Raw genomic sequence first — 25,405 nt, 5'->3', positions numbered from 1 at the left:
CTTTTAGAAAGAACTTAGGGCACGCGCCATGACGGAAGCCTCCGGCGGCGTGTTGAGGACTATTTTGACGGTTCCTTAAAGCTTTCGTTGGATTCCAATTGGAAGTCCAACGTGGGTCTATTTCGATGTTCCGAGCTCTTCGCGCCGCCCGCCAGCACCCCGTCGTGGCCGTCGAATCCTCGGAGGCGGCCGAGGAGAAGATGGTCGGCCTGCTCGATCAGGTCGCGGCCTCGGGCTCGGCGAGCGGCCTCTCCGGGCGCATCGGTGCGTCCCTCGGCCGGCTGGTGGATCGCAGCCGCCGCGCGGCGGCCGGGGATCTGGGCCTGAGCGCCCGCATCGCGGCCGAGGCGTCCGAGGCCGGCACCATCCTGGTCTGGATGACGCACGACGCCTCCGAGGTCGCCAGCCAGACCCGCACGATGGCGGCGGCGGTGGAGGAGGTCGCAGCCTCGACCCGGGAATTGTGGAGCCGCTCGCAGAGCAGCGCGGATCTGGCCGAGCGGGCCCGCGCGGGCATTGCCGGCTGCGCCTCCGACATGCAGGAGGCGGGCCGGACCATGGAGGTGATCGAGGCCGGCGCCGTGCAGATGGAGCAGCGGCTGCGCGGCTTCGAGAGCGCCGCCCAGCAGATCCAGGAGATCGCGGGCGCCATCGAGGCGATCTCCAGCCAGACCAACCTGCTCGCGCTCAACGCCACCATCGAGGCGGCCCGGGCCGGCGAGGCCGGCAAGGGCTTCGCGGTGGTCGCCGCCGAGGTCAAGCAGCTCTCCGGGCAGACCGCCCGCGCCACCGACCAGATCCGCACCCGCCTCGCGGCCCTCCTGCAGGAACTCGCCGCGATCCAGAGCGCGGTCTCCGAGAGCCGGCAGGCCGTCGCGACCGGGACCGCCGCGGTGAGCCGGGTCGGCGCCCGCATCGTGGAGGAGGGGCAGGCGGTGGCCGGCTCGGCCGAGGGCATCCGGGCGCTGGCCGAGGTGCTGGGCCAGCAGCAATCCGCCACCCACGAGATCTCGGCCGGCGTGCAGCAGGTCGCGGCCAAGACCGAGAAGACCCGCCAGGAGATCGACGGCCTGATGGGGCAGCTCGGCCGGGCCGAGTCGATCGCGGTCGAGACCCTCGGCGCGGCGGCCCGCCGCGACATCCCGGCCTACGGCTTCGTGCGGCTGCCGGCGGATCTGGCGGCCTGGAAGCGGCGGCTGGCGATGGTCCTCGTCGGCGCCCGGCCGGCCAAGCCCGAGGAGGCGGTGTTCGACGCCTTCGATCTCCCGGCCCTCTGCGCCGCCCTGAAGGCCGATCCGGCCTATGCGGGCACGCCCCTCGACGCCGTGCTCGCCGCCTTCGAGGAGGCGAGGCGGCAGGCCGCCCAGGTGGTGCAGGGCGTGAGCGCCCACGACTGGGACCGCGCCACCCCGGCCTTCCAGGCCTTCGAGAAGGTGGCGCGGACGATGGCGGATCACGCCCAGGCGATCCTGCGGGTCTGATCCGCCGGCTCGGGACCGGCGGCCGGTCAGCCGAGCCAGCCCCGCAGCCGTCGCACCGCCTCGTGCGCCTCCGCCTCGCCGCCCGCGAAGGAGAAGCGCAGGTGGTGGTGGCCCTCGGCCGGATCGAAGTCGAGGCCCGGCGTCGCCGCGACCCCGGCCTCGTCGAGCATGCGGCGGCAGAAGCCGCTCGCGTCGTTGGTGAGCCGGGCCACGTCCGCGTAGAGGTAGAAGGCGCCGTCCGCCGGATGCACGTCGCCGAGGCCGAGCCCCGGCAGCTCGTTGAGGAGGAGCGCCCGGGCGCGGGCGTAATCGGCCTTGACCGCCTCCAGCTCCGCGGTGGCGTCGAAGGCCGCGAGCGCCGCCACCTGCGACAGGTAGGGCGCCGAGATGTAGAGGTTCTGGGCCAGCCGCTCGATCGGGCGCACCAGCCCCTCCGGCACCACCATCCAGCCGATCCGCCAGCCCGTCATGCAGTAGTATTTCGAGAAGGAGTTGATGATCACCGCGTCCGGATCGCTCTGGAGCGCGGTGGCGGCCGGCACCCCGTAGGTGAGGCCGTGATAGATCTCGTCCGACACGAAGGCGACGCCGAGGGCCCGGCAGGTGCGGCCGAGTTCGGCAAGCCCGACCGGGTCGATCATGGTGCCGGACGGGTTGGCCGGGCTCATCACCAGCAGGCCCGCGAGGGCCCGCTCCGCATGGGCGGCCCGCAGGGCGGCGGCGGTCGGCACGAAGCCGTCCTCCGCCCGCAGACGCAGCGGCACCGGTTCGAGGTCGAGGGCCTGGAGGATGCTGCGATAGGCCGGATAGCCCGGCTCCGCGATGGCGACGCGGCCCCCGGCATCGAACAGGGCCAGGAAGGCGAGGACGAACCCCGCCGAGGAGCCCGTGGTCACGACGACGCGCTCGGGCGGCACCGCGACGCCGTAGGCCTCGGCGTAGTGGCGGGCGATGCGCGCGCGCAAGGGGGCGATGCCGAGCGCCTCCGTGTAGGGGATGCGCCCGCCCGCCAGCGCCTCCTGCGCCGCCCGGAGGGCGGCCTTCGGCGCCGGGGCGGCGGGCTGGCCCACCTCCATGTGCACCACCGAATCCCCGCTCCGCTCCTTGGCGGCGGCGGCGCTGAGCACGTCCATGGCGAGGAAGGGGGCGACCCGCGCGGCGCGGCGGGAGACGAGCGGGTCGGTCGGTGCGGGCCGCATGGGAGCATTCCGTGGCGAAGGAGGAGCCCGGCAGATAAGGCGCATCGCCCGCATCCCGCAACGCCGCGGGCGCGGGGCGGCCTCCCGGCGACGCGACCGTGATTTGCCGCATGCCGCGAAACCGCCTAACCCCGCAGGCAGAGAGAGCCGCCCGCGCGACGTGAAACCTCCGCGAGGCGAGGAGCCCACGAGGACGATGATGCTGCCCCTGCCCCGCCTTCTGCCCGCCCTCGCCCTCACGGGGGCCCTCGCGCTCGCCGCCGCGCCGACCCGCGCCGAGGCCCCGATGACGGATGTCCAGCGGCAGGCCATCGAGGGCGTGATCCGCGACTACCTGCTCAAGAACCCCGAGGTGCTGCAGGAGGCGATGGCCGAGCTGGAGAAGCGCCAGCAGGAGGCCCAGCGCCAGGCCCAGGCCAGCGCCCTCAAGGAAACGCGCGACGTGCTGCACAACGGGGTGGCGGGCTACGTCGCCGGCAACCCGAACGGCGACGTCACCCTGGTCGAGTTCTTCGATTACAATTGCGGCTACTGCAAGCGGGCGCTCGGCGACTTGCAGGCGCTGATCAAGTCCGATCCCAAGCTCAAGGTGGTGCTCAAGGACTTCCCGGTCCTCGGCCCGGATTCGGTCGAGGCCAGCAAGGTGGCGCTCGCGGTCAAGCAGCAGCTCAAGGGCGACAAGCTGTTCGACTATCACACCCGGCTTCTCGAGAGCCGCGGCCGCGTGAACGGCGAGCGCGCGGTCGCGGTGGCCAAGGAGATGGGCGTCGACATCGCGCGCCTGCAGAAGGACATGCAATCCCCCGAGGTGCAGGCCGCCCTTCAGGAGAATGTCGGCCTCGGCGACAAGCTCGGCCTCTCCGGCACCCCCGCCTTCATCATCGGCGACGAGATCATCCCGGGCGCGGTCGGCGCCGACCCGATCCGCAAGACCATCGCGGGCGTGCGCCAGTGCGGCCACGCCACCTGCTGAGCGGCGCGCGCGGCGCAATCGCCGTTTGAAATCCGGCCGAACTGGTCCTAATTGCGCGCACGGTCGCCTCTCGTTGCGGCCGGCACGGCCACCGCCGCGTCGTTCCGGCGAGCCGATCCCTTCCTTCAACCGACCTGATTGCCGACCGCATGTCCAAGCACGATCCGTTCGATCCCGATCTGGTGCGCCAGCTCGCGACCCTGATCGCCGAGACCGACCTGACCGAGATCGAGGTCGAGAAGGGTGATCTGCGCATCCGCGTCGCGCGCAACCTGGCGGCGACGGCGATCCAGGTGCCGGTGGCGGCTCCGTCCGCCGCGCCGCCGCCCCTGCCGGCCGCCGCCGTGCCGGCGCCCGCCACCGCGGAGCCGGACCCGAAGGCGCTGGCGAGCCATCCGGGCGCCGTGCTCTCGCCGATGGTCGGCACCGCCTACCGGCGCCCTTCGCCCGACGCCAAGCCCTTCGTCGAGGTGGGCTCGCGGGTCGAGAGCGGCGCGCGTCTCCTCCTCGTCGAGGCGATGAAGACCTTCAACGACATCGTGGCGCCCCGCTCCGGCACGGTCACGGCGATCTTCATCGAGGACGGCCAGCCGGTGGAATTCGGCGAGCCCCTTCTCGTGATCGAGTGACGAAGCGCCGATGTTCGACAAGATCCTGATCGCGAACCGGGGCGAGATCGCGCTGCGCATCCTGCGGGCGGCCAAGGAACTCGGCATCGCCACCGTGGCGGTGCATTCCACCGCCGACGCCGACGCCATGCATGTGCGGCTCGCCGACGAGAGCGTCTGCATCGGGCCGCCGCCCGCCCGCGACAGCTACCTCAACATCCCCTCGATCATCGCCGCCTGCGAGATCACCGGGGCCGACGCGGTGCATCCGGGCTACGGCTTCCTGTCCGAGAACGCCCGCTTCGCCGAGGTGCTCGGCCACCACAATATCGGCTTCATCGGCCCGAAGGCGGAGCACATCCGCGTGATGGGCGACAAGATCGAGGCCAAGCGCACGGCGACCCGGCTCGGCATCCCCTGCGTGCCGGGCTCGGAGGGCGGCGTCTCGGATCCCGACGAGGCGCGGCGCGTCGCGGCCGAGATCGGCTACCCGGTCCTGATCAAGGCCGCCTCGGGCGGCGGCGGGCGCGGCATGAAGGTCGCCCGCAGCGAGGAGGATCTGGAGACCGCCCTCGCCACCGCCCGCATCGAGGCCAAGGCCGCCTTCGGGGACGATGCGGTCTACATCGAGAAGTATCTCGAGAAGCCGCGCCACATCGAGGTGCAGGTGCTGGGCGACGGGCGCGGCGGCGCGATCCACCTCGCCGAGCGCGACTGCTCGCTCCAGCGCCGCCACCAGAAGGTCTGGGAGGAGGGCCCCTCCCCCGCCCTCAACCCGGAGATGCGCGAGCGCATCGGCGGCATCTGCGCCCGGGCCATGCAGGAACTCGGCTATACCGGCGCAGGCACCATCGAGTTCCTGTATGAGGACGGCGAGTTCTACTTCATCGAGATGAACACCCGGATCCAGGTGGAGCATCCCGTCACCGAGATGATCACCGGGATCGATCTCGTGAACGAGCAGATCCGGGTCGCGGCCGGGGCGCCCCTGTCCCTGCGCCAGGAGGACGTGCGGGTCGAGGGCCACGCCATCGAGTGCCGCATCAACGCCGAGCACCCGGCGACCTTCCGGCCCTCGCCCGGCACCATCACCTATTTCCACCCGCCGGGCGGCCTCGGCGTGCGGGTCGATTCCGCGGCCTTCCAGGGCTACCGGATCCCGCCCCACTACGATTCGCTCCTCGGCAAGCTCATCGTGCACGGCCGCACCCGGACCGAGTGCCTGATGCGCCTGCGCCGGGCCCTCGACGAATTCGTGGTGGACGGGGTCGACACCACGCTGCCGCTCTTCCGCACCCTGGTGCGCAACCCCGACATCCAGAACGGCCTCTACGACATCCACTGGCTGGAGGAGTTCCTGCGGACCGGCGGCCTCGACGTCGCCTGACGGCGCGGGCGGGGCGTCGCCGCGTCGGCGATGCCCCGCTGCAAGGTGGCCATTTACAACGGCCGCCCGGCCCGTGGAGAATGGAGCCCTCTCTCGACCGGAAGCCCTCGATGCACGGCAGCGTCTTCGTCGAGATCACGCCCGAGATCCTGCTCAAGGCCTATGCGGCGGGCATCTTCCCGATGGCGGAGGATGCGGACGACCCGGCGATCTACTGGGTCGAGCCGCGGGAGCGGGGCATCCTGCCCCTCAACCGCTTCCACGTGGCGAGCCGGCTCGCCCGCACGGTGCGTTCCGACGCCTTCGAGGTGGTGACCGACCGGGATTTCGACGGGATCATCGCCGGCTGCGCCGCCCCGCGCCGCGACAGCGTCCGCACCTGGATCAACGGCCGCATCCGCGCCCTCTACGGCGAATTGTTCGACCTGGGCTACTGCCACACGGTGGAGGTCTATGCGGGCGAGCCGCGGGTGCTGGTGGGCGGGCTCTACGGCGTCTCCCTCGGCGGCGCCTTCTTCGGCGAGAGCATGTTCCACTTCGCCCGCGACGCCTCGAAGGTGGCGCTGGTGCATCTCGCCGCCCGGCTCAAGCGCGACGGCTACCGGCTGCTCGACGCGCAGTTCGTGACGAGCCATCTCACCCAGTTCGGCGCCACCGAGGTGCCGCGGCAGGTCTACAAGCGCCTGCTGCGCGAGGCGGTGGAGCACCCGGCCCGCTGGAATCCGGCCCCGCTCTCGGGCGCCGAGGCGCTCGCCTGGCTGCAGGATAACCGGGTCGTGGACCCGGGATAATCCGGCAGCGCCAAGTTCCGAATTGTCACGAAAAAGCTCCGCCGACGATGTTCGCGTCGGCGGAGGAGGGATCGACTGTGCCGAGAGCGGACCCGGCGGGTGTTAATCTACACGGGCGGGCGGGGTTGTACAGACGCCGCTGCGTCAGAGCGCCCGCGGCAGGGGGCGTGAGGAGCGTCACGGATGCCGCGACGCGAAACGGTGCCCGCCGCCGTCGCGCCGGGCACCGTCCCGTCTTCCGGGGAGGTCGGGGCGGAAGCGGTCGCCTCAGCGCGGATCCGAGCTGAAGTTCGACGGTCCCTCGTTCGTCGGGAAGAAGCGCCGCGACGGGGTCTGGCGCGGCTGAACCGGGGTGCCGCGCAGCGGCGTCACGTCCACCTGCCCCTCGCGGTTGACCGGCTGCGCCCGCCGCGCCTCCTCGCGCTGGCCGGGCTCGCGGCGGCGCCGCTCGGGCTTGGCCGCCGCCACGGGGGCGTCGTCCTGCTCCTTCGCCTCCGCGATGATGTCCGTGCCGCCTTTGCAGTCGACCAGCCAGACGTCGTAGATCGGGTGCTCGATGGCGTGCAGGCCGGGGCTCGCGGCGAACATCCAGCCGGTGAAGATCCGGCGGTACTTGTTCTCCAGCGTGACCTCGTCGACCTCCAGGAAGGCCGTCGTCTTGGCGCTCTCGGTGGGCGGGCGCGTGTAGCAGACCCGCGGCGTGAGCTGGAGCGCGCCGAACTGCACCGTCTCGTCCACCGCCACCTCGAAGGAGACGATGCGGCCGGTGATCTTGTCGAGCCCGGAGAAGACCGCGGTCGGGTTGCGGATCTTGTCGGCCTGCGCGGACGGCGCCGCCAAGCTCCCGGCCAAGCCCGCGAGGCAGAGGGCAAGGGCCGCGCGCGCGGCGGCGCGGGCCGCCCCAGCGGAGGATCGTGCGGTCATGCGGCTCAACGCGAACTCCCTTCGGCTGCCTGCTCTCTCCACCCGAAGGGTGGTGGAAAAAGGGCGTTCCGCGCCGGGGCTGTCTGATGCGGCGTCCGGACGATCCGTCCGGAGGCCGTCCGGCGGAGGGCTTACTCGCCGGGCGTCCAGGGCACGTAGTCGCCGGTCGCGGCCGGGCGCTGGCCCCAGGAGAGCTGCGAGCCGCGCGGGCGGTAGGCCGCCACCGTGCCGGTCAGGTTCTCCTCGTGCGGCTTCTGCCACTCGCGCGGGACGTAGGTCTCCTCGCTCGGCGCCACGTCCACCGTGTGGCTGAGCCAGCCGCGCCAGCCCGGCGGCACCTTCGAGGCATCCGCCTCGCCGTTGTAGATCACCCAGCGGCGCTCGGGCCCCACCGAGGGATCGATCAGCGGGCCGTTCGCCCGGTAGTAGCGGTTGCCGAACTCGTCCGTGCCGACATGGCTGCCGTGGCGCTTGGTGTAGAGGTCGAGGCTCACGGTCGAGCCGCTCCACCACGTGAAGATCCGCAGGAGAGTGTCTTTCAGCGCCATCGCGGCCGTCTCGTCGCTGGCGCGGGCAGCCGGCGCCCGCGCGTGGAGAAATTCGCGCCGGACTATGGTGACGCCGTCCCGCGAAGTCCAGCCGCCCTGCGTCGCAGGGCGCCATCCCCGGGGCGCAGGACCGGCCGTGGCCGATTTGCACCAGATCCCCGGCGCGTGGACCGCGCGACGGCGTGACTCGCCGGTGCACAGCGAAAAATTTCGCGGCGAATCCCGAAGGGCCGATGCGGAGTTACCGGCGCGGGTCGGGATATCCACAGGAATTGGGTCGCCGGCACAACATCTAGCGGGGAACAGGGAGGCGGCACACTAGTTGTTGACGCGGAGCCCCGAAGCTCGCTAGCTTGCCCGCAGGTTGGACGACCGGTTCGCCGGCTGAACGTCCACCAGCCCCGCGGCGCCAAGCTGCGGTGGGCGATCCCTGGCCGCGCGTTGATGCGCTGGGGAGAGGCATCCTGAACCTTGTCTGGGGGAACGGCCGCGCGGGTCGCGGTTCGGGCTGTCATGTCTTTTGGGAGAGGACTTCATGCGGATCGAGCGGCGCATCACCACGGCCGGACAATCCCCTTATGCGGGCATCCCCTTCAGGAAGGCGGTGAGCGAGATCCGCAATCCGGACGGCTCGGTCGTGTTCCGCCTCGACGGGATCGACGTGCCGGAGGCCTGGAGCCAGGTCGCCTGCGACGTGCTGGCCCAGAAGTATTTCCGCAAGGCGGGCGTGCCGGCGGCCCTGAGGCGCGTGGAGGAGAACGACGTTCCCTCCTTCCTGTGGCGCTCGGTGCCCGACGAGGCGGCGCTCGCCGCCCTGCCGGAGGAGGCCCGCTACGGCTCGGAGACCTCGGCCACGCAGGTCTTCGACCGGCTCGCCGGCTGCTGGACCTACTGGGGCTGGAAGGGCGGCTACTTCACCGCCGAGGAGGACGCGCAGGCCTTCCTCGATGAGCTGCGCGCCATGCTCGCCCGCCAGATGGTGGCGCCGAACTCGCCGCAATGGTTCAACACCGGCCTGCACTGGGCCTACGGGATCGACGGCCCGAGCCAGGGCCACTTCTACGTCGATTTCCGCACGGGCGAGCTGACCCGGTCGGCGACCGCCTACGAGCATCCGCAGCCGCATGCCTGCTTCATCCAGTCGGTGGCCGACGACCTCGTGAACGAGGGCGGCATCATGGACCTGTGGGTCCGCGAGGCGCGCCTGTTCAAGTACGGCTCGGGCACCGGCTCGAACTTCTCCGCCCTGCGCGGCGAGAACGAGAAGCTCGCGGGCGGCGGGCGCTCGTCGGGCCTGATGAGCTTCCTCAAGATCGGCGACCGCGCGGCGGGCGCCATCAAGTCGGGCGGCACCACGCGCCGTGCCGCCAAGATGGTGATCGTCGACATCGACCATCCGGACGTCGAGGCCTTCATCGACTGGAAGGTGAAGGAGGAGCAGAAGGTCGCCGCCCTCGTCACCGGCTCGAAGGTCGCCGCCAAGCATCTCAAGGCGGTGATGCGCGCCTGCGTGAACTGCGAGGCGGAGGGCGATGCCTGCTTCGACCCCGAGCGCAACCCGGCGCTGAAGCGCGAGGTGAAGGCCGCCCGCCGCGCCATGGTGCCGGACGCCTACATCAAGCGCGTGATCCAGTCCGCCCGCCAGGGCGCCACCGAGGTCGATTTCCCGATCTTCGACACCGACTGGGATTCGGAGGCCTATCTCACGGTCTCGGGCCAGAACTCCAACAACTCGGTCTCGCTCACCGACGAGTTCCTGCGCGCCGTGGAGGCGGATGCCGACTGGCCGCTCAAGGCCCGCATCGGCGGCAAGGTGACGCGGACGCCCAAGGCCCGCGACCTGTGGGAAAAGATCGGCACGGCCGCCTGGGCCTCGGCCGATCCGGGCCTGCACTTCAACACCACCATGAACGACTGGCACACCTGCCCGGCGGGCGGGCGGATCCGGGCCTCGAACCCGTGCTCCGAATACATGTTCCTGGACGACACCGCCTGCAACCTCGCCTCGGCGAACCTGCTGGCGCTCTACGACCGCACGGCCAAGACCTTCGACGTCGAGGCCTACGAGCATCTCTGCCGCCTGTGGACGGTGGTGCTCGAGATCTCGGTGACGATGGCGCAGTTCCCCTCGCGCGAGATCGCCGACCTCTCCTACCGCTACCGCACGCTGGGCCTCGGCTACGCCAATGTCGGCGGCCTGCTGATGACGATGGGCCTCCCTTACGATTCCCGCGAGGGGCGGGCGCTGGCGGGGGCGCTCACCGCGATCATGACGGGCGTGGCCTATGCCACCTCCGCCGAGATGGCGCGCGAGCTCGGCCCCTTCCCGGCCTATGAGGAGAATGCCGACGCGATGCTGCGGGTGATCCGCAACCATCGCCGGGCCGCCCATGGCGAGGCCGAGGGCTACGAGTTCCTCAACACCAAGCCGGTGCCCCTCGACCACGCGGCCTGCCCCCTGGCCGACCTCGTGGGTCACGCGACCCGGGCCTGGGACCGGGCGCTGGCCCTCGGCGAGGAGCACGGCTACCGCAACGCGCAGGCCACCGTGATCGCGCCGACCGGCACGATCGGCCTCGTGATGGATTGCGACACCACCGGCATCGAGCCCGACTTCGCGCTGGTGAAGTTCAAGAAGCTCGCCGGCGGCGGCTACTTCAAGATCATCAACCGGGCGGTGCCGGACGCGCTGCGGGCGCTGGGCTACCGGGAATCCGAGATCGCCGAGATCGAGGCCTATGCGGTGGGCCACGGCTCGCTCGGCCAGGCGCCCGGCATCAACCCGGGCAGCCTGCGGGCCAAGGGCTTCACGGACGAGAAGATCGCGGCGGTCGAGGCCGGCCTGAAATCGGCCTTCGACATCAAGTTCGTGTTCAACCGCTGGACGCTGGGCGACGACTTCCTGACCCAGACCCTCAAGGTCCCGTCCGAGAAGCTCGCCGATCCGGCCTTCGACCTCCTGGCGCATCTCGGCTTCGGCAAGCGCGAGATCGAGGCGGCGAACATCCACGTCTGCGGGGCGATGACGCTCGAGGGCGCGCCGCACCTGAAGCGCGAGCATTACCCGGTCTTCGACTGCGCCAATCCGTGCGGGCGCACGGGCAAGCGCTACCTCTCGGTCGAGAGCCACATCCGCATGATGGCGGCGGCGCAGCCCTTCATCTCGGGGGCGATCTCCAAGACCATCAACATGCCCAACGACGCCACGGTGGAGGATTGCAAGGAGGCCTACCGGCTGTCCTGGACGCTGGGCCTGAAGGCGAACGCCCTCTATCGCGACGGCTCGAAGCTCTCGCAGCCCCTCAACGCCGCGCTCATCGCCGATGACGACGAGGACGACGTCGAGGAGGCGGTCGAGACCCTGCTCGCCCAGCCGACCGCCGCCAAGACCGTGGCGGTGGCCGAGAAGATCGTCGAGCGGGTGATCGAGCGCGTCGAGCGGATCCGCTCCCGCGAGAAGATGCCGGATCGCCGCAAGGGCTACACCCAGAAGGCGGTGGTCGGCGGGCACAAGGTCTATCTGCGCACCGGCGAGTACGATGACGGCCGCCTCGGCGAGATCTTCATCGACATGCACAAGGAGGGCGCCGCCTTCCGGTCGCTGATGAACAACTTCGCCATCGCGATCTCGCTGGGCCTGCAATACGGCGTGCCGCTGGAGGAATACGTCGACGCCTTCACCTTCACCCGCTTCGAGCCGGCGGGCTTCGTGCAGGGCAACGACGCGATCAAGAACGCGACCTCGATCCTCGACTACGTCTTCCGCGAGCTGGCGATCTCGTATCTCGGCCGCACCGACCTCGCGCATGTCGACCCGTCCGAGATCGGCTCGACGGTGATGGGCGGCGGCGTCGCGCAGTCGAAGCAGCCGGCGCCCGAACCGGCGGTGGCGGCGGTGGTGTCGCGGGGCCTGCTGCGCGGCTCGGCCGACCGGCTGACCCTGATCCAGGGCGGCCCGGCGAGCGCCACCGCGGGGGTGGCCGCTCCCGCGACCGGCCAGTCGGCCCCGGCCGGCGGCACCATCCACGCCGTGCGGGGCGCGGTGGCGCTGAAGACCGAGCCGGCCCTGGCCGGCAAGATCGAGGCGCTGACCGAGCCCCTCCCCTTCGCCAAGCCCGATCCGGCCGTCGCCGGCCGCAGCGTCGCCGACCGCCGCGCCGAGGCGAAGATGAAGGGCTACGTGGGCGAGGCCTGCCCCGAATGCGCGAACTTCACGCTGGTCCGCAACGGCACCTGCCTGAAGTGCGACACCTGCGGCTCCACGACCGGGTGCTCGTGACGCCCCGGGCCGACCGACCGGCCCGTCCTGACGGAATCGAAGGCCCGGGCGGATATTCTCCGCCCGGGCCTTTCGTCGTCGAGGGTCGCGAGAGGATCCGGAAGCCGAGCGCTCGTCACCCCGGGGCACTGGCGATCGCAGATCGTCCGCGCGACCGTCGATGGCCGTCTGTCGACCCTCGAAGCCGTCCTGACCACCTCCGGTGCGCCGGATGATGGAGCATCATTCAAGGGCGCTCCGCGGCCGAGGGGCTGCCGAGAACGAAGGCCGCTCGTTTGCTCCTGCCCATCGCGACGCATGCTTTGATCACGGGGCGTTCGTTTCCGTTCTCGGCCTGTGGCGAGGCGACGACGATTTGCTGTTCCGCTCCCAAGATCCTGTGAGGCGGGGGCCATATCGTCTGTAAATTCAGACAGCTCTATCGGTGGACTGTCAGTCTCGGGAAAAGTATGATTGGCGAATATTCATGAACTTCTGAATGTGTTTAAAAATGCAGTTGGAAAATACATTTACATAATGAGATCTGCGCCTGATGCTATGAAGTGCGACTCCTCTTGCGGTAAAGCTCGGCATTGGCGTATATTATATTTGATTGAATCTCCGAAATAATTGGATATCGAGCCGGACGGCCATGGCCCGCATGTCTGCGGGATCATCGCGGGTTCGACGGTCGGCGTGGCGCCCGAGGCGGAGCTGATGGTCGCCTCGGTGATCGAGAGCGAGACCGCACGCACCAGCTTCATGCGCGTGGTCTACGGCCTCAACTGGCTGCTGCAGGAATTCACCGCGGACGCCACCGGCGTCGCGGCGCTCTACCTGTGTCGAGAGCCCACCTTGTCGGCGCAGGCATTGCGGGCGAAGCTCCTGGCCAACGCGTCGTCCGTGCAGACGGGCCGGCGCTCCGCCAAGATCGCACGGTATCTCTGATGGCGACGGCTCCACGGAAATCCGCATCGAACACGCCGAGCCCGGTCGGTCTTCCCGGATCGCAGGCGGCGTCCGGGGACATGCACCGCTACACCGTCGTCTTCAAGACAGGCGCTCCGGCCCGGGAGGAGCGCACCGCGCTCGTGAAGGAGCAACTGCGCAAGACCGCGGACGATCTTCAGGCCCTGAAAGCCCTCGTCACGCGCGAGCGGCTGCAAGCGGAACTCGGCGGGTTCGGGGAGCCGACGGCCTTCGGCATGGTCGGTCTCGTCGCGACGCCGCGCCTGGCCGCGCGGCTCGAACGTGCCTCCCGGGTCAAGGCCGTCATCGAGGATTGAGGCCGGCGGCCGCAGGGGCCGTCCCGAGGCCGCGCCGCCCTCACGCGAACAGGAAGTCGCTCGCCGTCAGGCGCTGATTCCCCATGTTGAGGAGCGCGATGGCGTCGCCGGCCCCGTCGAGGCCGGTGATCAGGGTCTGCGCGGCGGTCTCGGTGATGCGCAGCGAGCCCCAGAGGTCGTGCAGGCCGCGCAGGTCGATCGTGTCGACGCCGCGCACGAAATCGGTGATCGTCGTGGTGCCGAAGCCGTCATGCCCGAAGGCGAACACGTCCGCCCCGGCGCCGCCCGTCATCCGCGCCCCGCCATAGCCCGCGACCAGCGTGTCGGCGCCGGTGCCGCCCGCGATGGTCGCGAAGCCGTGGCCGGCCACGACCGTGTCGCCGTTGTTGTTCGCGGTCACCGTCGCGGCGCCGTCGCCGAGCGTCACCCGGTTGATGGTGGTGCCCTGCGCGAGGGTCAGGAAGGCCCGGCCGTCCACCGTGGAGGTGGCGCCCGCCCGCAGGTCGATGCGGGTGGTTCCGGTCATCGCCGCGGTGTCGATCCAGGCATTGCTCGTGCCCGGGTCGCTCAGGATCTTCCGGGCCGGGTTGTCCGCCTGCATCATCAGGGCTTCGTCGGTGTAGTGGAAGACGTGCGGCAGCGCGGCCGAGGCGCCGAAGACGTCGAGGCGGGCGGCGCTCACCACCAGCCCGTCGGTGGCTTTGGGGTCGGTCACCGCGGCGGTCCAGGTGCCGGCCGGGATCTCGCCCCGGAAGGCCTGCGAGCCGAGGGTCCAGGTCAGGCCGCTCGCCGCGTTCCCGGTCTCGCCCGCCAGGGTCTGCGACGCGTCGAGCAGGATCGACCGGTTGCCGTAGGGGTCGGTCAGCACGACCTTCATGGCGTCGAGGTTCTTCGTCGTCACGGTGAGCGCCAGCGCGACGCTCTCCACCGTCATCCCCCCGCCGACCGTGAAGCTGAAGCTCGCCCCCGTGCCGGTGGCCGGCACCGCCTTGCCGGCCGCGCTCGCCGAGAGCCTCAGCTCGTTGGCGAAGGTCTGCGGGGCGGGCTCGAAATAGGACCACACCTCCGCCTCGCGGATCGCGTCATGGGCGTTCAGGGTGCCGAACCCGACGTCGTTCGAGACGTGATAGCCGCCGCCATTGACGGTCCGGGCGGCGTTCACCGTGAAGCCGTAGGCCATGTTGCCGGTGCGGGCGGTGGTGAAGACCGCCGATTCCGTGTCGCGCGCGGCGAGCGCCAGGATCGCCTGGACGTCCCGGGCGCCGAGCCTCGCATTGGCCGAGAGCATGTCGGCGACCACCGCCGCGACCTGCGGCGTGGCCGCGGAGGTGCCCCCGAAGGTGCTGGTGAGGTCGCCCGCCGCGTAGCCCGCCGCCCCGGTCCGGTCCGTGGTCAGGATGCCGGCGCCGCCGCCGCTGGAATAGGCCGAGACGAGGACCGAGGCGCCGCGCTGCGAGTAGAAGGCCACGGTGCCGTTCTGGCCCACCGCTCCCACGGTGATCACGTGCCGGTCGGCGTTGAATTCCTGGGTGTTGGCGTCGCGATGGTCGGTGAACCAGTCGTTGCCGGCCGCCTTCACGATCACGGTGCCGAGCCCGCCCCGGCCGGTGGTCGCGGCCGCCGTGAGGTTGGCGATGAGCTGCCGGCCGAACGACCCGGAGAGGTCGGCGCGGTCGGCCCACTTGGCGCTCCAGCCCCAGGAGTTCGAGGTGACGTCGAACCGGCTCATCTGCGCGATCGCCGCGAGCATCCCGGTGCCCGAGGCCGCGCCGCTGAAGATGTTGACCGCCGTCAGGCCCGCCCCGTAGGCGAGGCCGGTCATCTGCCCGCCGGTCCGGCCGGCATCGGCGACGAGCAGGCCCGCCGTCGCGGTGCCGTGGACGCCCTGGCCGTTGCCGGCGAGGAGGCCGGGATCGGCCTTCACGCCGCTGATCGTGAGTTCGCGCGAGGCGTCGTAATGCGCCATCACCGCGGCGCTGGTCTTGTCGATGCCGTCGTCGTAGAGGCCGATATGCACGCCCTGGCCGTTGAACTGCTTCAGGATCGCCTGCGCCTTCGGGCCGTACATCGCGGCGATGTTCCACTGGCCCTTGTCGATCGCCGGATCGTAGCCGGCGGCGGCGAGCGCGCTGCCCGCGACGCCGGGCGCCTGGAGGAGGTCCGCCCCGTGCGGGGCCGTGCCGCTCACGAAGTCCTGCGCCGCCGCGAAACGCTGCGCCGCGGTGTGCCCCCGGACGAAGTCCCAGAGCCCGTCGAGGCCGTTCTCCTCCTCCTCGACCAGTCCCCGGGCGGTCGTGATGGGCGTCTTGGTCATCGGCAGCGTGCCCCCCCTGGCCTGCGTGGAGATCACAAGACCCGCCGGGCGTCACCGGCGCATGAGGGGTATGCGCGCAATTCGAGCGATCCCGCCCGGGGCGGGTCCCGCGCGATCGCTGGTCTGCCGAAGGGTGAACGAGGCTTTGATGCGGCCGGACCGCGGCGGCGTGACGGGGACGCGCATCAGCCGCGACGGAGGCCGGGATCCGCAGGTCCCGCTTTGCCTTTAGAACAGCCTTCGGCCGAGGCGGCGGGCCCGCCCGACCGGCGGCCCATCGCAACGAGGTGAGGAGGCGCTCTCCCATGTCCAGCGCAAGCAGGGTGGTGATCACGGAGTTCGGTCCCCCGCGGGTCCTGTCGCTCCGCACCGAGGAACTGGCGCCGCCGCGCGACGGCGAGGTCCAGATCCGTCAGACCGCCATCGGCTTCAACTTCATCGACATCTATCAGCGCCGGGGCGCCTATCCGCTGCCGCTGCCCACCGGGCTCGGCTTCGAGGCGGCCGGCGTGGTCGAGGCGGTCGGCCCCGGCGTCGGCACCATCCGGGAAGGCGACCGCGTCGCCTACATGAATGCCGGGGTCGGCGCCTATGCGGACCGGCGCAACGTCCCGGCGGACAAGCTCGTCGTCCTGCCGGAGGCGGTGAGCGACGAGGCCGCGGCCTCCCTGCTGTTCAAGGGCATGACCGCCCAGTACCTGCTGCGCAAGACCCATGCGGTGCAGGCGGGGGATCTGCTGCTGGTCCACTCGGCGGCGGGGGGCGTCGGGCAGATCCTCACCCGCTGGGCCACCGCGCTCGGCGCCACCGTCATCGGCACCACGGGGTCGCCGCAGAAGCGGGACGCCGCCCTCGCGGCCGGCTGCCAAGCGGTGGTGGATCTCGGCGACCCGGACTGGCCGCAGGCCTTCCTGGCGGCGACGGGCGGGCGCAAGGCGCGGGTCGTCTACGACGCGGTCGGCAAGGACACCCTGATCCGGTCCCTCGACTGCGCGGCGCCGTTCGGGCTCGTCGTCTCCTACGGGGCGGCCTCGGGCCCCTCCCCCGCCATCGACCCCGAACTGCTGAACAAGAAGGGCTGCCTGTTCCTGACGCGGCCCTCCGTCTTCCCGCACAACGCCGAGGTCGAGACCTTCCGCGCCAACGCCGCCGACCTCTTCGAGGCGATCGCGCAGGGGCATGTGCGGGTCGATATCGGGGAGCGCTTCCCCCTCGGGCGCATCGCGGAGGCGCACGAGGCGGCCGAGGCGCGCCGCGTCGCCGGCGCGATCGTCATCGTGCCGGAGGGCTGAGCCCCGCGCGGGTCAGCGCGCCGCCTGCCGGTGCGGCGGCCGGACCCGCGCCTGCCGGTGGCGGGCCGGTGCCTGGGCCCGTACCCGGCGCCGGGGTGCCGTCACGGGCGCCTCGTGCGCAGGCCCGAAGCCGGCGGTTGGCCCCTGCACGTCGTCGTAGACGCCCCGGCCGGTGCGCGCGCGGTAGGCGGCGCCCGCGAAATCGCCGGGCGTCGGCGGGGTGCCGGGCTGGGAGAAGCTGGTCTCGGGCCGGTAGGCCGGTCCCCAGCCGATCTCGTCGTCGCCGGCCGGATCGCGGCCCGGAATGCCGGTGACGTAGCCGACGCTCTGCGCGGCGGCGGGACCGGCGATGCCGGCGAGCGCGACCAGGACGAGGGCGAAGGCGGCACGCATGGAAGCCTCCTCAGCGGGTTTCGCAACAATGGTCGCCGGCTTTGCGACATGAACCTGCGACACAGCGGGAATCGAAGCGGACCAAGCGGTGGCGCGCCACCGCCTCGTCTGCCGAGCGCTCAGTCAGGCCGGCTGCCGAGGACGTAGGCGGCCGGCCGCGAGCGGCGGTTGAGCGGGCCCTCGCTGACCGCATCGTTGTAGTAGCCGAAGCCGGTCGGCCCGAAGGCGCCGCCATTCTGCACCGAGGCGATGGGCACGGCGCGGATCGCCACCAGAGGCAGGCCGCTCCGCGGAGCGAAGGGGTCGACCTGCAGCACCACCGGCCCGCGGGCGGCGGCGCGGGCGTAGATGTCCTCGCGCGGGATCGGCTCGGGCCGCACCCGCACGGTCAGCGGCGCGCCGGCCGTCTGGGCGGCGGCGGGACCTGCGACGAGCAGGGCGGCGATGAGGAGCGAGGGGCGAAGCACGGGCGGATCCTCGGCGCGACGGCGAATGCTCCGTCAACGCGCCAGGAGCGCCGAGCGTTTCTTGGCGAGTGTTTCTCGGCGAGCGCTTCTTGTCGCGCCGCGTGCGCGGGGCCGTCGCGCCGGAGGCGTCAGCCCTTGCTGCGCACCACGACCTCGCGCTCGCGCAGCACCGGCTCGCAGGTGCTCCAGTAGCCGTTGAGCACGGCCGAGCGGGATTCGCAGCGATACGCCTCCTCGGGTCCCGGCGCGGGCACCGGATCGCGGGCGACGATCGGGTTCGGCGCGCAGGCGGCCGGCGCGAGGGCCGCGAGCACGAGACCGACGATTGTCAGCGAACGACGCATGGGGAACCCGGGTGTGACCTAGACAGCGTGGCCGCAACCCTGACGCCGCGCCTCGCTCCGATCAAGGCGCAGCGCCCGCCAGCGGGCCGCCGGGCGGGGCTTTCCCCCGCCCTGTCACCCCCCGGCCACAACCGGGGAGCGCCGGAGCCCCGGGCAAGTGCGCAAGCGGTTGCCCGGGGCCGGAGCCCCGCCCTCACACGGCCTTCTGCATGGGCACGACGTTGTGCAGGGTGCGCTCCGCCCCGTCGAAGAAACGGCGGATGTTGCGGGCGGCCTGGCGGATGCGCTGCTCGTTCTCGACGAGGGCGATGCGCACGAACTCGTCCCCGTGCTCGCCGAAGCCGATGCCCGGCGCCACCGCCACGTCGGCCTTCTCCACGAGGAGCTTGGAGAATTCGAGGCTGCCGAGGCCCCGGAACTTCTCCGGGATCGGCACCCAGGCGAACATCGAGGCGGAGGGGACGGGGATGGTCCAGCCGCATTTCTGGAACGAATCGACCAGCGCGTCGCGCCGCCGCCGGTAGGTGGCGCGCATCTCGTGGATGCACTCCTCCGGGCCGTTCAGCGCCGCGGTCGCGGCGACCTGGATCGGCGTGAAGGCGCCGTAATCGAGATAGGACTTCACCCGCGTCAGCGCCGCGAGCAGCCGCTCGTTGCCCACCGCGAAGCCCATGCGCCAGCCGGCCATCGAGAAGGTCTTCGACAGCGAGGTGAATTCCACCGTGACGTCGATGGCACCCGGCACCTGCAGCACGGAGGGCGGCGGGTTGTTGTCGTCGAAATAGACCTCCGCATAGGCGAGGTCCGAGAGCAGGATCAGCTCGTGCTTCTTCGCGAAGGCGACGAGGTCCCGGTAGAAGTCGAGGGAGGCGACGTAGGCGGTCGGGTTCGAGGGGTAGCAGACCACCAGGGCCACCGGCTTGGGGATCGAGTGCTGCATCGCCCGCTCGGCCGCCGGGAAGAAGGCCGGCGTCGGCTCGGCGGGGACGGAGCGGATCACGCCCCCCGCCATCAGGAAGCCGAAGGCGTGGATCGGATAGCTCGGGTTCGGCACCAGCACCACGTCGCCCGGGGCGGTGATCGCCTGGGCCATGTTGGCGAAGCCCTCCTTCGAGCCCAGCGTCGCCACGACCTGGGTCTCGGGGTTGAGGGTCACGCCGAAGCGGCGGGCGTAGTAGCCGGCCTGGGCCCGGCGCAGGCCCGCGATGCCCTTCGAGGCGGAGTAGCGGTCGGTGCGCGGCTTGCCGGCCGTCTCGACCAGCTTCTCGATCACGTGGCGGGGCGCGTCGAGATCCGGGTTGCCCATGCCGAGATCGATGATGTCGGCGCCGTTGGCCCGGGCGGCGGCCTTGATCCGGTTGACCTGCTCGAAGACGTAAGGGGGCAGTCGCTTGATGCGGTGAAAGTCGGTCATCGGCCGGATCCTGGTCGGCGCCGATCGCTGCGGCGCCTGTCGCGTCTTAGCACGGCCGGCGGCGCCCATGCCGCCGGAGTCGTTCTGCTTAGCCCCGTTCGGCCCGCGACGAAACCGCCTCCGGACCCCACGGAAGTCGAATGCGGGCCCGCCCGGCATCGTCGCCCTGTCGCACAAGTCTGGCAGGAGCCCCGGGCCCGCGCATGACCGACCGCCCTGCCCTCTCGCCTCTCGCCTATCGCGCGGCCGGAACCACGGCCTTGGCCGCATCCTTGCCTTTCGCCTCGTTGCGGCGGCGGCTGGCGTCGAGGTCGGCTTCGAGGTCCTTCACGCCCGTCGCCGACTTGGCGCGGATCGTGCGGGGCGGGGCCGACACCCCGACCGGGAGGTAGTCGGTGTTCTCGCGCCGCGACTGGACGACGAAGTCCGCCGATTGCGGGGGCTTGGGGGTGAAGCCCGCCGATTGCGCGGCGTCCCGGACCGTGGCGCTGTCGAGGACGCAGGCCGAGAGCAGCGGTGCGGACGCGAGGGCAAGCAGGATGAGGAGCCTCTGAGGACGCATGGCGGCTGAATAAAACCCAATCGAGATCTGGCGGAAGCCGGTTGTGAGGCCTTAATTTGTCTGAAAGGCGGCCCATCCCGCAGGGGCGGCCGACCCGTGAGGGAGGAGTGCACGCGTGACGGTCGAGAAGATCGCGACGCCTGTCGTGGACGTTGAATCGATGTCCCGCAATGCGGGGCTGTTGGTCGAGGAGTTCGGGCGGGCGATGGCGGCCTACGCCAAGCCCTTCGAGCAGGGCAAGACCGATTCGTCCGCGGCCGACGGCGTCGCGGAGGTGGTGCGGACGCTCGGCACCGTGGCCGAACGCTGGTTCACCGATCCCCACAAGGCGGCGGAGGCGCAGACCCTGATCGGCGGCCAGTTCCTGGCCCTGTGGGGCGCGACCCTGCAGCGGATGCAGGGCGAGGCCGCGCCGCCCGTGGTGATGCCCGACCCGCGCGACAAGCGCTTCGCCGCCCCCGAATGGTCGTCGAACCCGATGTTCGACTTCCTCAAGCAGGGCTACCTCATCACCAGCCGCTGGGCCGAGATCCTGGTCGACGAGGCCGAGGGGCTCGACGACCACACCCGCGCCAAGGCCCGCTTCTACGTCAGGCAATTGTCGAGCGCCCTCTCGCCCTCGAACTTCGTGATGACGAACCCGGAGCTGCTCCGGGACACGCTGTCGGAGAGCGGCGCCAACCTCGTGCGCGGCATGAAGATGCTGGCCGAGGACGTCGAGGCCGGGCGCGGGGAGCTGCGTCTGCGCCAGACCGATCCGGGCCGCTTCGAGATCGGCGTCAACATGGCGAACACGCCGGGCGAGGTCATCTTCCGCAACGACCTCATGGAGCTGATCCAGTACGCCCCCCAGACCGAGACGGTGCTCAAGCGCCCGCTCCTGATCGTGCCGCCCTGGATCAACAAGTTCTACATCCTCGACCTCAACAAGGATAAGAGCTTCATCGGCTGGGCGGTGTCGCAGGGGCTCACGGTGTTCGTGATCTCCTGGGTCAATCCGGACGAGCGGCACGCGAAGAAGGATTTCGAGAGCTACATGCGCGAGGGCATCTTCGCGGCTCTCGACGCGATCGAGACGGCGACGGGCGAGCGCGAGGTCTCGGCGGTGGGCTACTGCGTCGGCGGCACGCTGCTCGGCGTGACCCTCGCCTACATGGCCGCGACCGACGACCCGCGCATCGGCAGCGCCACCTTCCTCACCACCCAGGTCGACTTCACGCATGCCGGCGACCTCAAGGTCTTCGTCGACGAGCAGCAGATCCAGGCGGTCGAGGCCAGCATGCAGAGCCGCGGCTACCTCGACGGCTCGAAGATGGCCACCGCCTTCAACATGCTGCGGCCGAACGACCTGATCTGGCCCTACGTCGTCAACAACTACCTGAAGGGCAAGGCGCCGCTGCCTTTCGACCTGCTCTACTGGAACTCCGACGCGACCCGGATGCCGGCGGCGAACCACTCGTTCTACCTGCGCAACTGCTACCTGGAGAACAAGCTCTCGCGGGGCGAGATGGAGATCGGCAACGTCCGGCTCGATCTCGGCCGGGTGACGATCCCGATCTTCAACCTCGCCACCCGCGAGGACCACATCGCCCCGGCCCTGTCGGTCTTCGAGGGCTGCCGCGCCTTCGGCGGTCCGGTCGATTACGTGCTCGCCGGCTCGGGCCACATCGCGGGCGTGGTCAACCCGCCGAGCAAGCCGAAATACCAGTACTGGACCGGCGGTCCCGCCCACGGCTCCCTGAGCGAGTGGATCGCCGCCGCCGTCGAGCATCCGGGCTCGTGGTGGCCCTACTGGTTCTCGTGGATCGAGGGCCAGGCTCCCGAGCGGGTTCCGGCCCGCGAGCCCGGCGGCGGCCAGCTTCCCTCGCTCGCCCCCGCGCCCGGCACCTACGTGCGGATCCGGGCGTGAGGCGCGGGCCGGGGGCTCCGCGCCCCCGGCCCCGGTTCTCCGCATGCGCCGGGAGCGCGAGGCCCCCGGTCATGCGTCTCAGTACTTGCGGACGATCGGCGCCGGGGCGAGCGGGGCCGGCGGGTTGTCCCAGCGGTACTTCAGGCCGACCGACACCACGTCGGCGCTCGCATCCGTCGTCGCCAGATAGGCGAGCGGCGCCCGGTAGAGCTGGTCGCCCGGGATGATCGCGATCCGGTTGCGGCCCGCCGCGAACAGGTGCGAGTAGGCGATGTCGAACTGGATCTTCTCGCTGTAGCGGTAGCTCGCGCCGATCGCGCCCCAGTAGCGGTCGCCGTCCGGCAGCCGGGTCGAGCGGTTGCTGTCGTCGATCGGCGAGACCTCGTAGGCGAAGCCCGCCCGCACCGTCCATTGCGGGTTGAGATCGTACTCGCCGCCGACCGAGTAGTAGAACCCGTCCTTGTAGTTCAGCGGCAGCGACGAGACCGTCCGGTTGAGGGAGGTCGAGACGATCGCCGGCTCGCCGAGCCTCGACCAGTTGTCCCACTCGAAGCCGAAATTGAGCCGGAAGTCCGGCGTCACGGCCTGGGTCAGGCCGACCGAGATCTTCTCCGGAGTGTTGAGGTTGGCGCGGATCCGGCCGGGCACGCCGGTGGCGAGCCCTTCGAGTTCGTGGTGGATCGAGGAGCGGTAGCCGACGCCGATCGTGGTGCCGGCGGTGGGCTGGATCAGCACGCCCGCGGTGAAGCCGACGCCCCAATCCGTGCCTCTCAGCTCGGCGCTCGGCGAGGTCGGCAGGATGCCGGTGGCCTGGCGCAGCTTGAGCTTGAAGTACTCGATGGTCGGGCCCGCCGCGACCGACAGCCAGTCGGTCACCCTGTAGCCGATCACCGGGTTGAAGTTCAGGGAGAACACCCGCGAGGAGCGGCTGTAGACCTGCCCCGACCAGACTTGGCTGGGCTTGGTGATCAGGCCGAAGGGCGCCGCGCCGGACAGGCCGATGAACAGGCGGTCGCTGAGCTGGTAATTGGCGTAGGTCGCCGGCAGCACCGCCGCCTGGCCGATATCGCCGGACTCCCCGAGGGTGCGCAGCGGCGCGAAGGTGCCCGGCAGCGTCGTGAATTCCGCCTGCGGTATCACCACCGTGGCGTTGAAGTCCGAGTTCCAGCCCGGCTTCATCGTCACGACGGCGGGGTTCCAGAACATCGACGACAGGCCGCCGGAGCCCGAGGCCCCGCCCGCGAAGGCCAGGCCCTGCGCCTGCGCGCTCTGCTCGCGCAGGCCGAAGGCCCCCGCCATCGCCCCGCCGGTGGCTCCGACGCTCATCCCCAGGGCAACGCCCGCCAGCAGCGCGCCCCTGATCCTCGTGATCATGACGTTTCCATCCCCTCCAGGGCCGCCCCGCCCGCGAATCTTGAGTCCCGGCTCGGCAGCGTGGCCGTACTCTGCCGTACTCCGCACCGCCGCCGCAATCGGCCCGCGGGGGCGCGGGCCGCGCGGGTCCGGTTCCCTCGACTGATCGATCGACGCCATTACCTTAAGGATGGGTTTCCTGATCTTTTCTGCACTATTGTCATCCGTTCCGGTAATCCTGCGCGCGGCGCCGACCGGCGGCGCCCGCCGCCGGAATGTCGACCGGTGTGCTGGAATTGCCACGCCGCGGACGGGGGCAAGCGCGCCGACGCTTGCCGGATGGGGGGCGGATGCCCCATCTCGGCCCGAGGTCCGGCGGCAGCCGCCGGCCGCGAGCGGGAGGATCCGTCATGAAGCTGGTACGCTGGGGCGAGAGCGGCGACGAGAAGCCTGGGATCGTCGGCCCGGACGGCACGATCCGCGACCTGTCGGGCGTGATCCGCGACATCGCGGGGCCGACCCTCGCGGCCGAGAGCCTCGGCAATCTGCGGGCGATCGACCCGGCCACCCTGCCCCTGGTCTCGGCGGGCACGCGGCTCGGGCCCTGCGTCGGGTTCGTGCGCAACTTCATCGCGATCGGGCTGAACTACGCGGATCACGCCGCCGAGACCAACTCGCCGATCCCCGCCGAGCCGATCATCTTCAACAAGGCGCCGTCCTGCATCGTCGGGCCGAACGACGACGTCATCATCCCGAAAGCCTCGGCCAAGACCGATTGGGAGGTCGAACTCGCGATCGTCATCGGCAAGCGCGCCTCCTACGTGCATGCCAACGAGGCGATGAACTACGTGGCGGGGTTCTGCGTCTGCAACGACGTCTCGGAGCGGGAATTCCAGCTCGAGCGGGGCGGCACCTGGACCAAGGGCAAGGGCTGCCCGACCTTCGGCCCGCTCGGCCCGTGGCTCGTCACCCCGGACGAGATCCCCGACGTGCAGAACCTCTCGATGTGGCTCGACGTCAACGGCGAGCGGATGCAGACGGGCTCGACGAAGACGATGATCTTCGACTGCCGCCAGATCGTCTCCTACCTGTCGCACTTCATGCTGCTGGAGCCGGGCGACGTCATCACCACGGGCACCCCGCCGGGCGTCGGCCTCGGCATGAAGCCGCCGCGCTTCCTGAAGGCCGGCGACGTGGTGAGTCTCGGCATCGAGGGGCTGGGCGAGCAGCGCCAGAACGTCATCGCCTTCGACGACTGGACCGCCAAGGTCGCGGCCGGCGAGCCGACGAATTGAGGCCCGTGGCCGCGGCCCCGCCGAGGGGCCGCGGCGCGGCCGGTCTCAGTCCTTCAGGTCGTCCGGGACCTTGCCGCCGTTCTCCTCCAGCTTCTTGATCACCTGCTTGTGCAGCCAGACGTTCATCGTGGCGGAATCGTTGGTGTCGCCGGTGTAGTTCAGCTCGCTCGCGAGTTCCTTGCGGGCCGAGAGGCTGCTGTCGAGGTGCAGGAGCTTCATCAGGTCCACGATCGAGGTGCGCCAGTTGAGCGGCTGGCCGGCCTTGGCCGCGAGGTCCGACAGCACGGCCTCGACATCGACCTTGCCGTCGACGGTGGGGACCGTGCCGGTGGTGGCCGGACCGGCACCGCCGGCCGAGCCGGGCGCGGCGCTCCCCGAGGCCGAAGCGTCCGGCGTCGCGGCCTGGGCCTCGCCGCCGCCGAAGGGATGCAGGATCTTGCTGACGATCGTTCCAAGCAGGCTCATCGCGCTCTCTCCTCTGACATGGGGGCCGGCGATCTCGGTGCCGCCGCAACGCGCCCATGGCCGCGGTTCAACGAACCGGTCCGCACTCCGTTCCTGGCGCGGCGGCCCCGATGACGCGGACCGGACTTTGCCCTAAACAGCC

Annotated in this window: 22 protein-coding genes; 11 read left to right on the top strand and 11 right to left on the bottom strand. The window is 70.8% G+C overall.

The features are described 5' to 3' along the window. The first annotated feature begins 125 nt into the window (after positions 1 to 125). Complete coding sequence (locus ACE101_RS24100; RefSeq protein ID WP_379135072.1) at positions 126 to 1,481, top strand: methyl-accepting chemotaxis protein; 1,356 nt, start codon at positions 126 to 128, stop codon at positions 1,479 to 1,481. Positions 1,482 to 1,507: 26 nt separating this feature from the next. On the opposite strand, the gene ACE101_RS24095 is transcribed toward ACE101_RS24100, so the two are convergent. After that, the gene (locus ACE101_RS24095; RefSeq protein WP_379135070.1) at positions 1,508 to 2,680 is read right to left on the bottom strand and encodes an aminotransferase class I/II-fold pyridoxal phosphate-dependent enzyme; all 1,173 of its coding nucleotides are present in this window, start codon (positions 2,678 to 2,680) and stop codon (positions 1,508 to 1,510) included. Positions 2,681 to 2,879: 199 nt separating this feature from the next. Between ACE101_RS24095 and ACE101_RS24090 the strand changes: the two genes are divergently transcribed. The 4 genes from ACE101_RS24090 to aat all read left to right on the top strand — a co-directional run bounded on the left by ACE101_RS24090 (position 2,880) and on the right by aat (position 6,439). Then, positions 2,880 to 3,653 (top strand): DsbA family protein, encoded by a 774-nt coding sequence (locus tag ACE101_RS24090; RefSeq protein ID WP_379138894.1) that lies wholly within the window; start codon positions 2,880 to 2,882, stop codon positions 3,651 to 3,653. A 149-nt stretch (positions 3,654 to 3,802) separates the two neighbouring features. Continuing rightward, positions 3,803 to 4,282, top strand: coding sequence for an acetyl-CoA carboxylase biotin carboxyl carrier protein (gene accB, locus ACE101_RS24085; protein WP_379135068.1), 480 nt, complete (start codon positions 3,803 to 3,805; stop codon positions 4,280 to 4,282). A gap of 10 nt (positions 4,283 to 4,292) precedes the next feature. Next, positions 4,293 to 5,648, top strand: coding sequence for an acetyl-CoA carboxylase biotin carboxylase subunit (gene accC, locus ACE101_RS24080; RefSeq protein ID WP_379135065.1), 1,356 nt, complete (start codon positions 4,293 to 4,295; stop codon positions 5,646 to 5,648). 110 nt (positions 5,649 to 5,758) lie between these two features. Next, positions 5,759 to 6,439: a leucyl/phenylalanyl-tRNA--protein transferase gene (gene aat, locus ACE101_RS24075; RefSeq protein ID WP_379135062.1), complete on the top strand. Its 681-nt coding sequence runs from the start codon at positions 5,759 to 5,761 to the stop codon at positions 6,437 to 6,439. Between the two features lie 267 nt (positions 6,440 to 6,706). Here aat and ACE101_RS24070 read toward each other — a convergent pair whose 3' ends face one another. Then, positions 6,707 to 7,363, bottom strand: coding sequence for a DUF2155 domain-containing protein (locus ACE101_RS24070; protein WP_379135059.1), 657 nt, complete (start codon positions 7,361 to 7,363; stop codon positions 6,707 to 6,709). A gap of 131 nt (positions 7,364 to 7,494) precedes the next feature. Then, the gene (locus ACE101_RS24065) at positions 7,495 to 7,911 is read right to left on the bottom strand and encodes an NADH:ubiquinone oxidoreductase subunit NDUFA12 (RefSeq protein WP_379135057.1); all 417 of its coding nucleotides are present in this window, start codon (positions 7,909 to 7,911) and stop codon (positions 7,495 to 7,497) included. Positions 7,912 to 8,446: 535 nt separating this feature from the next. Between ACE101_RS24065 and ACE101_RS24060 the strand changes: the two genes are divergently transcribed. From ACE101_RS24060 to ACE101_RS24050, 3 genes are all read left to right on the top strand, one after another. Beyond that, the gene (locus ACE101_RS24060) at positions 8,447 to 12,190 is read left to right on the top strand and encodes a vitamin B12-dependent ribonucleotide reductase (RefSeq protein WP_379135054.1); all 3,744 of its coding nucleotides are present in this window, start codon (positions 8,447 to 8,449) and stop codon (positions 12,188 to 12,190) included. A gap of 609 nt (positions 12,191 to 12,799) precedes the next feature. After that, complete coding sequence (locus ACE101_RS24055; protein ID WP_379135051.1) at positions 12,800 to 13,117, top strand: S8 family serine peptidase; 318 nt, start codon at positions 12,800 to 12,802, stop codon at positions 13,115 to 13,117. A gap of 80 nt (positions 13,118 to 13,197) precedes the next feature. Continuing rightward, positions 13,198 to 13,455, top strand: coding sequence for a hypothetical protein (locus ACE101_RS24050; protein WP_379135049.1), 258 nt, complete (start codon positions 13,198 to 13,200; stop codon positions 13,453 to 13,455). 40 nt (positions 13,456 to 13,495) lie between these two features. Here ACE101_RS24050 and ACE101_RS24045 read toward each other — a convergent pair whose 3' ends face one another. Next, the gene (locus tag ACE101_RS24045; protein WP_379135046.1) at positions 13,496 to 15,769 is read right to left on the bottom strand and encodes a S8 family serine peptidase; all 2,274 of its coding nucleotides are present in this window, start codon (positions 15,767 to 15,769) and stop codon (positions 13,496 to 13,498) included. 305 nt (positions 15,770 to 16,074) lie between these two features. On the opposite strand from ACE101_RS24045, the gene ACE101_RS24040 reads away from it, so the two are divergent. Then, positions 16,075 to 17,061, top strand: a complete 987-nt coding sequence (locus ACE101_RS24040; RefSeq protein ID WP_379135044.1) for a quinone oxidoreductase family protein — start codon at positions 16,075 to 16,077, stop codon at positions 17,059 to 17,061. Positions 17,062 to 17,073: 12 nt separating this feature from the next. Here ACE101_RS24040 and ACE101_RS24035 read toward each other — a convergent pair whose 3' ends face one another. The 5 genes from ACE101_RS24035 to ACE101_RS24015 form a co-directional block, all read right to left on the bottom strand. After that, complete coding sequence (locus ACE101_RS24035; protein ID WP_379135042.1) at positions 17,074 to 17,454, bottom strand: hypothetical protein; 381 nt, start codon at positions 17,452 to 17,454, stop codon at positions 17,074 to 17,076. A 119-nt stretch (positions 17,455 to 17,573) separates the two neighbouring features. Beyond that, entirely contained in the window at positions 17,574 to 17,921 is a 348-nt protein-coding gene (locus ACE101_RS24030) for a hypothetical protein (protein WP_379135039.1), read from the bottom strand. Positions 17,922 to 18,049: 128 nt separating this feature from the next. Continuing rightward, entirely contained in the window at positions 18,050 to 18,265 is a 216-nt protein-coding gene (locus ACE101_RS24025; protein ID WP_379135037.1) for a hypothetical protein, read from the bottom strand. Positions 18,266 to 18,458: 193 nt separating this feature from the next. Further along, positions 18,459 to 19,679: an LL-diaminopimelate aminotransferase gene (locus ACE101_RS24020; protein ID WP_379135034.1), complete on the bottom strand. Its 1,221-nt coding sequence runs from the start codon at positions 19,677 to 19,679 to the stop codon at positions 18,459 to 18,461. A 235-nt stretch (positions 19,680 to 19,914) separates the two neighbouring features. Then, positions 19,915 to 20,241, bottom strand: a complete 327-nt coding sequence (locus tag ACE101_RS24015) for a hypothetical protein (protein ID WP_379135032.1) — start codon at positions 20,239 to 20,241, stop codon at positions 19,915 to 19,917. A gap of 160 nt (positions 20,242 to 20,401) precedes the next feature. On the opposite strand from ACE101_RS24015, the gene phaC reads away from it, so the two are divergent. Continuing rightward, positions 20,402 to 22,150, top strand: coding sequence for a class I poly(R)-hydroxyalkanoic acid synthase (gene phaC, locus ACE101_RS24010; protein ID WP_379138891.1), 1,749 nt, complete (start codon positions 20,402 to 20,404; stop codon positions 22,148 to 22,150). Positions 22,151 to 22,228: 78 nt separating this feature from the next. Here phaC and ACE101_RS24005 read toward each other — a convergent pair whose 3' ends face one another. Continuing rightward, the gene (locus ACE101_RS24005) at positions 22,229 to 23,524 is read right to left on the bottom strand and encodes an OmpP1/FadL family transporter (RefSeq protein ID WP_379135030.1); all 1,296 of its coding nucleotides are present in this window, start codon (positions 23,522 to 23,524) and stop codon (positions 22,229 to 22,231) included. Positions 23,525 to 23,913: 389 nt separating this feature from the next. Here ACE101_RS24005 and ACE101_RS24000 point away from each other — a divergent pair, with 389 nt between their 5' ends. Further along, positions 23,914 to 24,798 carry a fumarylacetoacetate hydrolase family protein gene (locus ACE101_RS24000; protein ID WP_379135028.1) on the top strand — a complete coding sequence of 295 codons (885 nt, stop codon included), beginning with the start codon at positions 23,914 to 23,916 and terminating at the stop codon, positions 24,796 to 24,798. A 45-nt stretch (positions 24,799 to 24,843) separates the two neighbouring features. Here ACE101_RS24000 and ACE101_RS23995 read toward each other — a convergent pair whose 3' ends face one another. Then, positions 24,844 to 25,263 (bottom strand): DUF3597 domain-containing protein, encoded by a 420-nt coding sequence (locus ACE101_RS23995; RefSeq protein ID WP_379135025.1) that lies wholly within the window; start codon positions 25,261 to 25,263, stop codon positions 24,844 to 24,846. Positions 25,264 to 25,405: the final 142 nt, after the last annotated feature.

The organism is Methylobacterium carpenticola (assembly GCF_042748905.1).
GTDB classification, from domain to species: Bacteria; Pseudomonadota; Alphaproteobacteria; order Rhizobiales; family Beijerinckiaceae; genus Methylobacterium; species Methylobacterium carpenticola.
This window is presented reverse-complemented; position numbering and strand designations above follow the sequence as displayed.